Annotated in this window: 15 protein-coding genes and 1 pseudogene; 7 read left to right on the top strand and 9 right to left on the bottom strand. The window is 71.6% G+C overall.

What is annotated here, in order from left to right; all coding sequences use genetic code 11:
• Nucleotides 1-6: 6 nt before the first annotated feature.
• From QDS12_RS02215 to QDS12_RS02225, 3 genes are read right to left on the bottom strand one after another with little or no spacing between them, the layout of a single operon-like run.
• Nucleotides 7-804, bottom strand: a complete 798-nt coding sequence (locus QDS12_RS02215; RefSeq protein ID WP_279876578.1) for an ATP-binding cassette domain-containing protein — start codon at nt 802-804, stop codon at nt 7-9.
• A 35-nt stretch (nt 805-839) separates the two neighbouring features.
• Nucleotides 840-1,130, bottom strand: a complete 291-nt coding sequence (locus tag QDS12_RS02220) for a WhiB family transcriptional regulator (RefSeq protein WP_279876579.1) — start codon at nt 1,128-1,130, stop codon at nt 840-842.
• Between the two features lie 3 nt (nt 1,131-1,133).
• On the bottom strand, nt 1,134-2,114 hold the full coding sequence (locus QDS12_RS02225; protein WP_279876580.1) for a methyltransferase domain-containing protein: 981 nt from the start codon (nt 2,112-2,114) through the stop codon (nt 1,134-1,136).
• Between the two features lie 229 nt (nt 2,115-2,343).
• Here QDS12_RS02225 and QDS12_RS02230 point away from each other — a divergent pair, with 229 nt between their 5' ends.
• Together QDS12_RS02230 and QDS12_RS02235 are read left to right on the top strand one after the other, a co-directional pair.
• Nucleotides 2,344-3,135, top strand: coding sequence for a glycerophosphodiester phosphodiesterase family protein (locus tag QDS12_RS02230; protein ID WP_279876581.1), 792 nt, complete (start codon nt 2,344-2,346; stop codon nt 3,133-3,135).
• 9 nt (nt 3,136-3,144) lie between these two features.
• Nucleotides 3,145-4,080, top strand: coding sequence for a DUF5926 family protein (locus QDS12_RS02235; protein WP_279876582.1), 936 nt, complete (start codon nt 3,145-3,147; stop codon nt 4,078-4,080).
• A gap of 102 nt (nt 4,081-4,182) precedes the next feature.
• Here the strand turns inward: QDS12_RS02235 and QDS12_RS02240 are convergent, their stop codons facing one another.
• The 4 genes and pseudogenes from QDS12_RS02240 to QDS12_RS02255 all read right to left on the bottom strand — a co-directional run bounded on the left by QDS12_RS02240 (nt 4,183) and on the right by QDS12_RS02255 (nt 6,450).
• Nucleotides 4,183-4,758 (bottom strand): adenylate/guanylate cyclase domain-containing protein, encoded by a 576-nt coding sequence (locus tag QDS12_RS02240; RefSeq protein WP_279876583.1) that lies wholly within the window; start codon nt 4,756-4,758, stop codon nt 4,183-4,185.
• Between the two features lie 18 nt (nt 4,759-4,776).
• Nucleotides 4,777-5,142, bottom strand: a pseudogene (locus QDS12_RS02245) (adenylate cyclase regulatory domain-containing protein); the annotation flags it as partial.
• Nucleotides 5,139-5,522 carry a cyclic nucleotide-binding domain-containing protein gene (locus QDS12_RS02250; RefSeq protein WP_279876584.1) on the bottom strand — a complete coding sequence of 128 codons (384 nt, stop codon included), beginning with the start codon at nt 5,520-5,522 and terminating at the stop codon, nt 5,139-5,141. The gene QDS12_RS02250 and the pseudogene QDS12_RS02245, both read right to left, overlap by 4 nt.
• Before the next feature lie 76 nt (nt 5,523-5,598).
• Nucleotides 5,599-6,450, bottom strand: coding sequence for a prephenate dehydratase (locus QDS12_RS02255; RefSeq protein WP_279876585.1), 852 nt, complete (start codon nt 6,448-6,450; stop codon nt 5,599-5,601).
• Between the two features lie 23 nt (nt 6,451-6,473).
• On the opposite strand from QDS12_RS02255, the gene QDS12_RS02260 reads away from it, so the two are divergent.
• Nucleotides 6,474-6,878 (top strand): DUF4446 family protein, encoded by a 405-nt coding sequence (locus tag QDS12_RS02260; protein ID WP_279876586.1) that lies wholly within the window; start codon nt 6,474-6,476, stop codon nt 6,876-6,878.
• Nucleotides 6,879-6,938: 60 nt separating this feature from the next.
• Here QDS12_RS02260 and QDS12_RS02265 read toward each other — a convergent pair whose 3' ends face one another.
• Complete coding sequence (locus QDS12_RS02265) at nt 6,939-8,498, bottom strand: YegS/Rv2252/BmrU family lipid kinase (RefSeq protein WP_279876587.1); 1,560 nt, start codon at nt 8,496-8,498, stop codon at nt 6,939-6,941.
• Between the two features lie 40 nt (nt 8,499-8,538).
• Here QDS12_RS02265 and serS point away from each other — a divergent pair, with 40 nt between their 5' ends.
• From serS to QDS12_RS02280, 3 genes are read left to right on the top strand one after another with little or no spacing between them, the layout of a single operon-like run.
• Nucleotides 8,539-9,813 (top strand): serine--tRNA ligase, encoded by a 1,275-nt coding sequence (gene serS, locus QDS12_RS02270; RefSeq protein ID WP_279876588.1) that lies wholly within the window; start codon nt 8,539-8,541, stop codon nt 9,811-9,813.
• Nucleotide 9,814: 1 nt separating this feature from the next.
• The gene (locus QDS12_RS02275) at nt 9,815-10,654 is read left to right on the top strand and encodes an HAD family hydrolase (protein WP_279876589.1); all 840 of its coding nucleotides are present in this window, start codon (nt 9,815-9,817) and stop codon (nt 10,652-10,654) included.
• On the top strand, nt 10,645-11,142 hold the full coding sequence (locus QDS12_RS02280) for a GNAT family N-acetyltransferase (RefSeq protein ID WP_279876590.1): 498 nt from the start codon (nt 10,645-10,647) through the stop codon (nt 11,140-11,142). The genes QDS12_RS02275 and QDS12_RS02280 overlap by 10 nt, the downstream gene beginning before the upstream one ends.
• Here QDS12_RS02280 and QDS12_RS02285 read toward each other — a convergent pair.
• Nucleotides 11,069-12,103, bottom strand: coding sequence for a sensor domain-containing diguanylate cyclase (locus QDS12_RS02285; RefSeq protein WP_279876591.1), 1,035 nt, complete (start codon nt 12,101-12,103; stop codon nt 11,069-11,071). The genes QDS12_RS02280 and QDS12_RS02285 overlap by 74 nt on opposite strands.
• A 69-nt stretch (nt 12,104-12,172) precedes the next feature.
• On the opposite strand from QDS12_RS02285, the gene QDS12_RS02290 reads away from it, so the two are divergent.
• Complete coding sequence (locus QDS12_RS02290; protein ID WP_279876592.1) at nt 12,173-13,000, top strand: Cof-type HAD-IIB family hydrolase; 828 nt, start codon at nt 12,173-12,175, stop codon at nt 12,998-13,000.
• Nucleotides 13,001-13,008 lie beyond the last annotated feature (8 nt).

The following is a 13,008-nucleotide window of genomic DNA, read 5'->3' on the forward strand; positions in this document are numbered from 1 at the left end:
CGGTCCTCAGTTCTCGGTGCCGGCGGCGGCCGTGTCCGCGGAGCGGTCGTGGCCGACGATGGCGAGGAAGATGTCTTCGAGGGACGGCTGCTTCTCGACGTACTCGACCTTGGTCGGCGGGAGCAGCTGCTTGAGCTCGGCGAGGGTGCCGTCGGCGATGATCACGCCTTCGTGGAGGATCGCGATGCGGTCGGCGAGCTCCTCGGCCTCGTCGAGGTACTGCGTGGTGAGCAGGACCGTCGTGCCGTTGGCGGCGAGCTCCCGGACGGCGTTCCAGACCTCGATGCGGGCCTGCGGGTCGAGTCCGGTGGTCGGCTCGTCGAGGAAGATGACCGGCGGGTCCCCGATCAGGCTCATGGCGATGTCCAGACGCCGGCGCATGCCGCCCGAATAGGTGGCGACCCTCCGTCCGCCGGCGTCGGTCAGCGAGAACCGCGCGAGCAGGTCGTCGGCGATCCGGCCGGGGTCGGCCAGATGGCGCAGCCTCGCGACGAGGACCAGGTTCTCGCGCCCGGTGAGGATCTCGTCGACCGCGGCGAACTGGCCGGTCAGGCTGATGGACTCCCGCACGCTCGCGGACTGGGTCGCGACGTCGAAGCCCTCGACGGTCGCCGTACCCGCGTCAGCCCGGAGCAGGGTCGAGAGGATGCGGACGAGGGTGGTCTTGCCGGCCCCGTTGGAGCCGAGCAGCGCGAAGATGCTGCCGCGCGCCACGTCGAGGTCGACGCCGCGGAGGACCGGCAGCTCCTGGTAGGCCTTCTGGAGGCCCCGCACGTGGATCGCGGGGGAGGGTGATGTGGTCATGACGAACAGCGTGGAGGGTTGACGCTACGTCAAGGTCAAGCCATTTCCGTGAAGTTCGTGCGCGGGCGTCCGCGCGGCCGCTTGCGAGGGATCACGGTCCCCTGTTGGAACAGCTCGCCGCCCCACACGCCGAGCGGCTCGCGCCGGGCCAAGGCGCCGTCGAGGCACCTCGTGCGGACGGGACAGCCCCGGCAGAGCGCCTTGGCGTGCTCCACGTCCTGCGGGGAGTCGGCGAACCAGAGCTCCGGGTCGTGGTCCAGGCACGGCAGCAGGTCGTCAGCGACCGTGCCGGCGGCTGTGTGCAGCAGGCGCAGGGTGACCGTCATCGCTCAACCGAGCTCGGCGGTGATGAGCCGGAGACCGACGTCCAGCTCGGAGAGGTGGCGCAGGTGCCCGTACCGCGCGTCCCAGGCGCCGGTGCGCAGGTCCTCCGCCAGCCCCTCGACCGCGGCGGCCTCGCGGGCCTTGTCCATGCGCGCGAAGCCGCTGGTCGCGGCACGCGCGCCGGGGTCGAGCACGGTCTCGGGACGGCTCCAGAAGGCGAGGCCGAAGCCGTCGAGGCAGTCGTGCGGCACCGGGAGGGGAGTCACGGTCGTGTTGCCGCCGAGGGCGGCGACCACATCGTCGATCGGCGGGAACTCCCTGCGGTCGCGCTCGCCGATCTCAGGGACGTAGTCGGCGAACAGCCACATGTCGGCCTGGACGTCGGCGTCGATCGTCATGAGGACGACCCGCCGGCGGGCGACCCGCTTGAGCTCGGCCAGTCCCCGCGACACGTCGCACCAGTGGTGCATCGTCATCATCGCCATCGCGGCGTCGGCCGTGCCGTCCGCCAGCGGCAGGCTCTCCGCGACGCCGAGCACGGCCGGCGGCAGGGCGTGGTCGCGCTGCAAGGCCATCGCCGTCGACGGCTCCACGGGTACGACGGGCCGGTCGGTGGGCTCGTAGGAGCCGGTGCCGGCGCCGACGTTGACGACGGTGCGCGCGTCCCCGAGGGCAGCCAGGACGGCGGCGGCGATCCGCGGGTCGGCCCGGCGGTAGTCGGAGTAGCCCCGGCCGATCGTGTCGTAGCGGACGCCGCCGGCGGACATCCGCGTGACCAGCGCCTTGAGCTGGGCCCACGAGACGAAGCCGTACTCCCGAGCGAGGACGCGCTGCGCAGTGCTCAGGGTGACCGGGAGGTCGGGTGCGTGCGTCTCGGCGCGCTTGAGCGCTGCGGGCTCGTCAGCCCTCAGGTCCTGCAGCAGCTGCTTGGCCTCGCGCCGGAGATGTTCCAGATCGGGGCGGCGAGGCAGGGAGAAACTGTTCACGATCGACCACTTCCTTGTGGCCCGACATGTCCGCATCGGAGATCGAGCGCATGGTTCACGTTCGGCCGAGCTCTTGAACACGGGGTGGGCGTGACACCCTGTCTGCGGACCAGACGCGGCCCCGACCGCGCGCCACGGAGTTTACAATATTCACGGCAGCCCCAGCACCCGTCTTTGGCGGTCCGCGTGGCATTTCCGGCCCTCGGCCTCCCCTGGGGACAATGGGCACATGAGACCTCAGGTCGTCGCGCACCGCGGCGCCAGCCACGAGATCGCCGAGCACACCCTGGGGGCGTACGTCGCGGCGCTGGATGTCGGTGCCGAGGCGCTGGAGTGCGACGTACGGCTGACCGCCGACGGTCACCTCGTCTGCGTCCACGACCGGACGCTGAAGCGCACCGCGCAGACGCGCGGCGTGGTGTCGACCATGGAGCTGGCGGACCTGGCCGAGCTCGACTTCGCGAAGTGGAAGAACCCCTGGATCGACCTCGACGACGAGGCGCCGGACCGCGACGAGAAGCTCGACCGGGTGCTCACCCTGCGCACCCTGCTGGAGACGGTCCGCGACTACTCGGCGCGCACCGGACGGCGCGTCGAGCTCGCCATCGAGACCAAGCACCCCACCCGCTACGGCGGTCTGGTCGAGAAGCGGCTCGTCGAGCTGCTCGCGGAGTTCGGCTGGGCCGGCCGCGACGCCCCGGTGCGGGTCATGAGCTTCAGCTACACCGCGCTGCAGCGGGTCGAGCGGCTGGCGCCGGGCCTGCGGCTGGTCCAGCTCATCGAGCACTCCCGCAACTGGGCGATGCTCAGCCGCGTCATCGGTCCCGAGTGGATCGTCGGCCCCGGCATCGAGGTGCTCCGCGACCACCCGAAGCTCGGCCGCCGCATCACCCGCGCCGGGCACGACCTCCACGTCTGGACGGTCAACAAGCCGAAGGACCTCGACATCTGCCTCGACCTCGGGGTGAAGGCGGTCATCAGCGACCGGCCGGCGTTCATGCTCGAGCTCCTCGACAGGTAGGGTCCGCGGGTGGCCAAGAAGTCCCGCAACCGCGTCGAAGAGCCCCTGCCCCTCTACGACGGGAAGGTGGTCGGTCCCCGCGAGCCCTGCCCGTGCGGAAGCGGCAAGCGCTACAAGGTCTGCCACGGCGCGCCCGGTGCACGGACGTTCGTGAAGCGTCCCTTCGAGGGGCTCCCCAACGAGTGCGACCTCATCGCGATGCGTGAGCTCGTGCCCGCCGCGACCGCGCCCCTCACGATCAAGGGCTACGAGGAGCGCACGGTGCTGCTCGCCTCGCTGCTGCCGCTCGCCGCGCCCGCGATGGCTCGTGACAGCGGCCAGGTGTGGGCCGGCCTGCAGGTGCAGCACGGGTTCGGCGACCCGTCCCGCGAGATCGCCGCCGCCCTGCTCACCGCGCTGGACGCGCCGGAGTCCGGGATCGTCGGCATGCTCGAGGCGCCCGGACCCGGTCCGCGGCTGCAGGACCTCGTCGTCAACGACACGATCGACGTGACGGTGCACGAGGGCTTCGACTTCTGGATCAGCGACATCGACAACCGCGACGGTCTCGAGGACGCACTCCAGCAGGCCAACGACGCGGCGTCGCCGACCACCCGGCTGAGCAGTGTCGAGGCGGCGTACTGGACCAACGTCGGGACCAAGGAGCACCTGCGCTGGGTGATGCCGGAGCCCGAGGACGACCTGCTCACCGCACTCGCGCGGCTGCACGTGACCGGCGCCGACGTGCTCGTGCCGGGTGCGCGGTTCGTCGGGATGTTCCGCGCGCTGGGGCTGCTCGCCCCGGTGTGGGACCTGCCGCTCGGCACCGGCGCGGAGGCGCTCGAGGAGCCGGCGGCTGCGTTCAAGGCAGCCCTCGACGAGGCGCTCGCCGTCGGGCCGGAGCTGACCCCCGAGGAGCGGTCCGCCCGGGCCGGGCTGGCCAACCGGCAGGTGACGATCCGCTAGTCGGGTGGCTGGCTGTTCATCGAGGTATGCAGCCGAGTCGTCACCTCCCGCGCGGAGTTCCGCACGGGAAGTGCGCGTTCGCCTGCATACCTCGACGAACAGTCACCGCAACCGCCGCAGCGCGAACGGCTGCAGCCGGGAGTACCCCTTGACCGACGTACGCCGGAGGCGGGCGAGCGAGTAGCCGCCGGTCAGCACGGCGGCGGCTCCCTCGTCGATCACCACGGTGCCGGGACGCGCGACGTCGGTGAGTCGCGAGGCGATGTTGACGGTCGGGCCGAAGACGTCGCCCAGGCGGGCCACGACCTCGCCGTGGGCCAGCCCGGCGCGGACGGCCGGGAACGCGTCGTCCGGGTCGGCACCGCGTTCCGTGGCGGTGAGCGCGACCTCGGCCGAGCCGACGGCGTCGTCGCAGACGAAGAGCACCGCGTCCCCGAGCGTCTTGATGACCCGGCCACCGTGGTCGACGACCAGGCCGGTGCAGGCGTCCTCGAACTCCTCGACCCACGCGACCAGCTCCTCCTCGCTCAGCGAGCGGCTGCGCGAGGTGTAGCCGACGATGTCGATGAAGCACACCGCCATCGTCAGGCCCGCCTCGGTGGTCGTCAGGAGGCGGGTCGCGGCGCTCGCGACGTGTCGGCGCCAGACGTAGGACTGCAGCGCCTCGAGATCCGGCACCACGCCGACGGCGAGCGAGCTGAGCTCGTCGACCGTGTCGCCGGGCCGTTCCGACGCGAGCTCGGCGAGCAGGGCCGTCTGCCACTCGGCGAGCCGGGCGAACGACCGGCCCCAGGTCCGTACCAGCGCCGCCTGCCGGTCGGGGCTGAGGATGCCGTGGCTGACCAGCTTGGCGCTCAGCTGCAGCGCCTCGACGTCGGCATGGGTGAACGCGGCCTCGTCCTCGCCCGCGCGCGGGAAGCCGAGCAGCCGCCACAGCTCGTTGGCGAGGTCGACGGGTACGCCGGCCGCGTCGGCGACCTGCTGCTGGGTGAGCGTCGGCGTCTCGCCGAGCAGGACGCTGTCGACCAGCTCGTCGAGCGCCGGGCCGTCGTAGTCGCTCAGCTGGACCTGAGCCTCTCCGCCGCCACCGTCTCGAGCGCCTCGTGGAAGCGCGGCATCTCGACCGAGAGCCGCACCAGTGACTCGGCGGAGAGGTGGATCAGCTCGAGCGGGGTGAGCGCGATGATGCTGGCGGTGCGCAGGGACTTGTTGAGGATCGCGGCCTCACCGACGATGTCGCCCTCGCCGAGCTGCGCCACCTCCCGGCCGTCCTTCCGGACCGAGACGGTGCCGGACAGGATGATGTAGGCCTTGTCGGCGGGGGTGTCCTCCCAGATCGGGGACCAGCCCTCGGGCAGGTTCACCCGGGTGCCGGAGGCGCTGATCTTGGCGATCTCCTCGGGCGTGAAGAGTGAGTAGAACGAGCCGTTCGCTGTGGCCACCTGGACCCCTTCGGATGAATGACGATCAGTGATGAAACGTCAACGAGCCAGGCGCGCGAGGGGTACGCCGACCGGGTCAGGCCGAGCTCGCGCGGAACTGGTCGGCCGGGTAGACGCCGAGGATCTTCACGTCGGTCGTGAAGAAGGCCAGCTCCTCCAGCGCCCGCTTCAGCCCAGGCTCGTCGGGGTGCCCGTCGACCTCGGCCAGGAACTGGGTCGCGGTGAACTCGCCGCCGACCATGTAGGACTCCAGCTTGGTCATGTTGACGCCGTTGGTGGCGAAGCCGCCGAGTGCCTTGTAGAGCGCGGCCGGGAGGTTGCGCACGTTGAAGATGAAGGACGTCACGACGGGCCCGTTGCCGGCCGGCGCCTGCACGAAGTCGGGGGAGAGGACCACGAACCGGGTGGTGTTGTGCTCCTCGTCCTCGACGTCGTGGGCGAGCACCTCGAGCCCGTAGATGTCGGCGGCCAGCGGCGGGCTGATCGCCGCCATCGTCGGGTCGCCGGCCTCGACGACCTCCCGCGCCGCCCCGGCCGTGTCACCGGAGATGACCGGCGTGAACCCGTGCTCGCGGATGATCTTGCGGCACTGGCCGAGCGCGTGGACGTGGCTGTGGACGGTGCGGACGTCCTCGATGCGCGTGCCCGGCAGCCCCATCAGGTGGAAGCGGATCCTCAGGAAGTGCTCGGCCACGATGTGCAGCGACGACGCCGGCAGGAAGTGGTGGATGTCGGCCACCCGGCCGGCGATCGAGTTGTCGATGGGGATCATCGCCAGGTCGGCGTCCCCGCCGTCGACGGCCGCGAAGACGTCCTCGAACGACGCGCACGGCACGGCCTCCCAGTCGGGGTAGTGCTGTGCGCACACCTGGTGGGAGTTGGCACCGGGCTCGCCCTGGTAGGCGATCCGCTTCACGGTCTCGGGCACCCGCTCAGTCTAGGGTTCAACGCGTGCTCGCCCTGACCCTTCTCAGCCTGCTGACCGCCGTCGTCGCGCTGGTCCTCGCCGCCCTCGCCTGGAGGCGTACGACGACCGCCGACCGCGCCGAGGGCCCCGACGCCCCGCCGGCCGACGTCCTCGGTCTGCGGCAGGAGGTGGCCGCGCTCTCCTCCGAGTCCAAGCAGACCTTCCGGCACCTGGCCGTCGTCCGCTACGACGCCTTCGGCGACATGGGCGGGCACCTGTCCTGGTCGCTGGCCCTGCTCGACAACGCCGGCAACGGGGTGGTCCTCACGAGCATCCACGGCCGCTCCGACGCGCGGACCTACGCCAAGAGCGTCACCGACTGGACCTCCGATGCCCAGCTGTCCCCCGAGGAGGAAGAGGCGATCGCCTCGGCACGCCCGAAGCGCTGACCCTCGAGTGTCTCGACCACCCAGGGGTGGTCGAGACACTCGAGGGTCGGGTGACGTGGCCTAGCGCGGGACGCGGACCAGCAACCGCCCGTGGACGTTGGTCATCCGCAGCTCCCGGCCGGTGCCGATCGTGTCGCCGTCGAGCTGCCGGGGGGTGTCGCGGTCGGCGCGGATGACGACGGTGCGGCCGGTCATCCGGTTGACGAGGTCGTCGGTCTGCGGCCGCTTGGCCAGGACGCGGAAGGCGAGCGGCACCCAGGACCAGAAGCGCTGCGGGTAGAGCAGGACCACGTCGAGCAGGCCGTCGTCGATCTCCGCGTCGGGGAGCAGCGGCATGCCGGCGGTGAGGGAGCCGACGTTGCCGACCACGATCGTGCGGGCGCGGTGCTTGGTGAACTTGGCGTCGTCGACGGAGATCTCGAGCCGCACCGCGGGGAACATGAGGGCCTTGAGCCCGGAGAGCACGTAGGCGACCCAGCCGACCCTGGCCTTGATGTCCTCGTTGACGCCCTCCATGATCGCGGCGTCGAAGCCCATGCCGGCCATGACCAGGAAGTGGGTGGGCTCGATGCCGTCGCCGTCGACCTCGACCATGTCGATCGCGCGGTCCTGGCCGGTGAGAGCCACGTCGATGGCAGCGCGCAGGTAGAGCGGGATGGCGAGGTTGCGGGCGAGCAGGTTGCCGGTGCCGGCGGGAATGATCCCGACCGGGATGCCGGTCCCGGCGAGCTCGGCGCACACCTCGCGCACGGTGCCGTCGCCGCCGCAGACCAGCACGAGCTCGGCGCCGTCGACGGCGGCCTGCTCGGCCTGGCCGGTGCCGGAGTCCTCGATGGTCGTGAAGTACCACCGCGGCGTCTGCCAGCCGGCCTCGATCGCCATCGAGTTCACGATGGACTGGAACTGGCCGACGCTGTCGACCTTGCTCGGGTTGAGCACGACCGCGCACTGCTTGTCGCCGTGGAAGACCTCGGGCAGCGGCTCCGCCTTGATCGCGTGCGAGACGGGGCGCGGCGAGTAGAGCGCGAGCCCGATGAGCACCAGCCCGAAGCCGAACAGCAGGCCGCCGATCACGTCGGTGATGTGGTGCCGCCCGAGCAGCAGGCGGTCGGCGCAGACCAGCAGGGTGAGGAGCCCCGAGACGGTGACGAGCAGCCGTCGCAGCGCCGTCCTGCGGATGAAGATGAGCGCCAGCGCACCGGTGACGCCGAAGAACGCGGCCGAGTGGATGACGTGGCCGCTGGGGTAGGCCAGGCCGGTGTAGGGCGACAACGGGTCCTGCCACGCCGGACGCGGTCGGTCGACGACGTGCTTCACGACCTGGCTGACGACGAGCGCGGCGGCGTTGACGCCGAGTGCGTAGAGGGCCGCGCGTCGGTAGCTCTTGAACCACAGCGCGCCGGCGAGCACGAGGTTGTAGGCGACGAACGGCAAGAACTCGAAGATCGCCTCGACCCACCGTGCGACGTGGTAGACCGGCCCGTGGTGGACGACCAGCGGTTCGCCCAGCGCCTTGTCGAACCCGTCGACCGCGCCGAGCCCGACCAGGACCGCGAGGACGATGCCGAGAACCAGACAGGTGATCCCGGCGACCAACGGGGGAGTACGACGGTCCGGCACGCGCGACAGGATACGGTCCCCGTCCCGATAGGCTCATGTCGTGATCGACCCCCGCATCCTCCGTGAAGACCCTGACCGCGTCCGTGCCTCGCAGGCCAAGCGTGGGCTGAGTGGCGAGGTGGTCGACCAGGCGCTGTCAGCCGACGCCGCTCGCCGGGCGGCCATCGTCGCCTTCGAGGAGAAGCGGGCCGAGCAGAAGCAGCTCGGCGGTCAGGTCGCCAAGGCCCAGGGCGAGGAGAAGCAGGAGCTGCTGGCGCGGACCAAGGCGCTCTCCGCCGAGGTGAAGTCGCTCGAGGAGGCGCAGCGCGCCGCCGACGAGGCGTGGGTCACCGCGCTCAAGAGCATCCACAACGTGACCGCCGACGAGACCCCCGCCGGCGGCGAGGACGACTTCGTCGTGCTGGAGCGGGTCGGCACCCCGCGCGACTTCGCCGCGGAGGGCTTCGAGCCGCGCGACCACGTCGAGCTGGGCAAGCTGCTCGGCGCCATCGACCTGGAGCGCGGCGCCAAGGTCTCCGGCAGCCGGTTCTACTACCTGACGGGCGTCGGAGCAGAGCTCGAGTTCGCCCTCATCAACCTCGCCATGGAGCAGGCCCGCGAGGCCGGCTTCACGCAGGTCATCGCGCCGGCGCTGGTCCGGCCCGAGGCCATGGAGGGCACCGGCTTCCTGGAGCAGGCGGAGGAGAACGTCTACCGGATCCAGGGCGAGGAGCTCTACCTCGTCGGCACCAGCGAGGTGCCGATGGCGGCCTACCACGCCGACGAGATCCTCGACACCGCCTCCCTGCCGCTCCGCTACGCGGCCTTCTCGTCGTGCTTCCGCAAGGAGGCCGGCTCGGCGGGCAAGGACACGCGGGGCATCATCCGGGTCCACCAGTTCGAGAAGGTGGAGATGTTCGTCTACACCACGCTCGAGGAGTCGTACGCCGAGCACCAGCGGCTGCTCGACTGGGAGAAGCAGTTCCTCGACAAGCTCGAGCTGGCCTACCAGGTGATCGACGTCGCCGCCGGCGACCTGGGCAACAGCGCGATCCGGAAGTTCGACTGCGAGGCGTGGATCCCGACCCAGGGCAAGTACCGCGAGCTGACCTCCACCTCCAACTGCCTGGACTTCCAGGCCCGCCGGCTCGACATCCGGGGCCGGTTCGAGAAGGGGACGGCCCCGGTCGCGACCCTCAACGGCACGCTGACGGCGGTCACCCGCGCGATCGTCGCGATCCTCGAGACCCACCAGCAGGCGGACGGCTCGGTCCGCGTGCCGAAGGCTCTGCAGAAGTGGCTCGGCCGCGAGGTGCTCGAGCCGGTGAAGCGCTGAGATGACGGTTTCCTCCACGCGGGGCTCCTGGAAGCCCCGCGTCGTCGCGCTCGACATCGACGGCACGTTGCTGAAGTGGGCCGAGGGGCAGAGCGCGCCGGTCGAGGAGATCCCGCCCGCCGTCTACGAGGCCGTCAACCGCGCCTACGACGCGGGCGCCGAGATCGTGCTCGCCTCGGGCCGTGCGCCGCACGGCATGACCCGGGTCGCCGACCTGCTCGACCTGCCCCACGGCGGCCGCGACCGGCTGTGGATCGTCGCCTCGAACGGTTCGGTGGTGCTGCGCTACCCGCCCATCGACGTGGTGCACGAGGAGACGTTCGACGCCCGCGAGGCCGTCTACGCGATCCTCGACCGGCACCCGTCGGCGCTGGTGGCCGTCGAGGAGCGCGGCATCGGCTACCGGCTCAACGACCACTTCCCGCCCGGCGAGCTCTCCGGCGACATGATCGTCACCCCGGTCGAGCAGCTCGTCGCCCAGCCGGTCTCGCGCGTCATCATCCGCGACCCGTCCTCGACCGCCGAGGACTTCGTGGCGCTGGGCCGCGACCTGGGCCTCCAGGGGACGTCGTACGTCGTCGGCTGGACCGCCTGGCTCGACCTGGCCCCGGTCGGCGTCTCGAAGGCGTCCGGCCTGTCCCACGTCGTCAACCAGCTCGGCCTCGAGCCCTCCGACGTCCTCGCGATCGGCGACGGCCGCAACGACGTGGAGATGCTGACGTGGGCCGGTCGCGGCGTGGCCATGGGCCACGCGCCCGACGAGGTCCGCGAGATCGCCGACGCCGTCACCGGGACGGTGGACGACGACGGCGCCGCCATGGAGATCTGCAAGTGGTTCTGACCCTCGCTCCCGTCGCGACGGAGCGCCTGTCGCTCCCGTTGTGGGACGCGCCGACCGTCGCGGCGATCCGGAGCGGTCAGCGGCTCGAGGGCTGGCACCCCGAGTTTCCCCGGGAGGACGACCGCGACGCCGCGTCGCTGTGGCACGACGGCGACGTGTGGGGTCCGCGCTCGATCGTGCGCGGGGTGACGACGCTCGGCTCGGTCGGGTTCTTCGGGCCACCGTCGGTCGCACAGGACGGCGTGCCGGAGACCGAGGTCGGCTACGGCCTGGTCGCCGAGGCGTGGGGCTGGGGGTTCGCCACGGAGGCGCTGCGCGCCCTGCTGGGGCACACCGACGAGGCCGGCGTCCGGCTCAGGGCGTCGGTGGCGCCGGAGAACGCCCGCTCGCTGCGGGTGCTGGCGAAGTGCGGCTTCACCGAGCTGCGTGGTCCGAGCGAGGACGGCGAGCTGGTGCTGGCCCGCCCGCTGCCCGGCGCGCGGACCTGAGCTGCTTGTCGGCGTACATGAGCGCGTCAGCTCGCGCGACGAGGGCGTCGACGGTCAGCTCCTCGGCCGACTCCACGGCGGCGAGCCCGATGCTGGCGCTGCCACCGGCCCCGGTCACCTCGGCGGCGAGCCGGTCGCGGAGCGCGTCGAGGCCGTCGGCCCAGCGGCAGAGGAAGACGGCGAACTCGTCGCCGCCGAGCCGGGCGACGACGTCGTCGGGGCCGGCGACGTTGAGCAGCGCGCCCGCGACGGCCCTGATGGTGGCGTCGCCGACCGCGTGGCCGTGGGTGTCGTTGAGCTCCTTGAGCCCGTCGAGGTCGAGGTAGGCCACCACACCGCCGGGGTGCGCGGCGAGACGTGCCGCGGCGCGGGTCCAGAAGCCGCGCCGGTTGTAGAGCCCGGTGAGCTCGTCGGTCTCGGAGAGCCGGCTCAGCTCGCTCTCGAGGTGCACCCGCTGCTCGAGCTGCTGGCGGACCTGCACGTGCGCGAGCGCGACGGAGGTCGAGTCGGCGAGCGCCTGGAGCAGCCTGATCTCGGACTCGGTCGCGACGTGCCGCTCGGCCCAGTAGTTGCCGATCGCGCCGATCGGGTCCATCGAGCGGATCGGCACCATCGCCAGCGACTTCACGAACGTCGGCCGGTAGGCCTCGTGCAGCACCCGCTCGTCGGCGTAGATGTCCTCGATCACGGCCGTCTGACGGTGGAGCATCGCCCAGCCGCTCACGCACGCCTCGAGCGGGAAGCGCATACCGCTCCACAGCGGCGAGACGGCGTTCTCGTCGACGTAGTAGCACTGCTCGCCGTCGCGGAGCACGAACGTCGCCCCGTCGGCGCCGGTGAGCTCGCGCGCGGTCACCCGGACGATCTCGACGACGTCGTCGAGGCTGTCGGCCAGCGCCAGTCGCTGGATGGCGTCGATGAGGAGGTCGGTGCTGGAGGGGGGCTCCGCACGAGGGGTCACCCGTGCCTCCTGACGTCGTTCGGTCCTCCCCGCGCCATGTTATCGCCGGGCTGCGGCAGAATACGGCCCGTGGTGCCACCCGCCGAGACGTCCCAGCGGCTCCCGCGGCTCGTCGCGACCGACCTGGACGGCACGCTCGTCCGCTCCGACGGCACGGTGTCGGCGTACACCGCGCAGGTCCTGGCCGACCTCGACGACCGTGGCGTGCACGTCGTCTTCGTGACCGGGCGGCCGCTGCGGTGGGCGCGGGACGTGTTCTCCTACGTCGGCAGCCACGGCCTCGCCATCGTGTCCAACGGCGCCCTCGTCTGGGACGTGGCCGCCGACCTGCCCTGGCTGGAGCGGCCGATGTCGCCGGCGGTGACGCTCGACGTGGCGCGGTCCCTGCGCGCCGCGATCCCTGGCGTGCGGTTCGCGGTCGAGACCGTGGCGGGCTGGGCGATGGAGCCGGACTACCTGCGCCACCGCGCCGACGACGACCGCGGGTTCAGCCCGCGGCGCGAGGTCGCGCTCGAGGAGCTCGCCGACGGGCCGGTGCTCAAGCTGCTGGCCCGCGGCGGCGGCCTGGCAGCCGACGAGTTCGTCGCCGCCGCGGTCGCGGTGGTCGGGGACCGGGTCAACGTCACGCACTCCTCGTTCCCGCTGCTGGAGATCAGCGCGCTGGAAGTGACGAAGGCGTCCACGCTCGCCCTCATCGCGGAGAAGCTGGGCGTCGAGGCAGCCGACGTGATCGCCTTCGGCGACATGCCCAACGACCTGCCGATGCTCACGTGGGCCGGGACGTCGTACGCGATGGCCGACGCGCACCCCACGGTGCTCGAGTGCGCGACCCACGTCGCGCCGGGCCATGACGACGATGGCGTGGCGCAGGTGCTGGCTGGAGTGCTCGACCGGTGATCTGGTCT

The sequence above is a fragment of the Nocardioides sp. CER19 genome (assembly GCF_029846275.1).
Lineage (GTDB): Bacteria > Actinomycetota > Actinomycetes > Propionibacteriales > Nocardioidaceae > Nocardioides.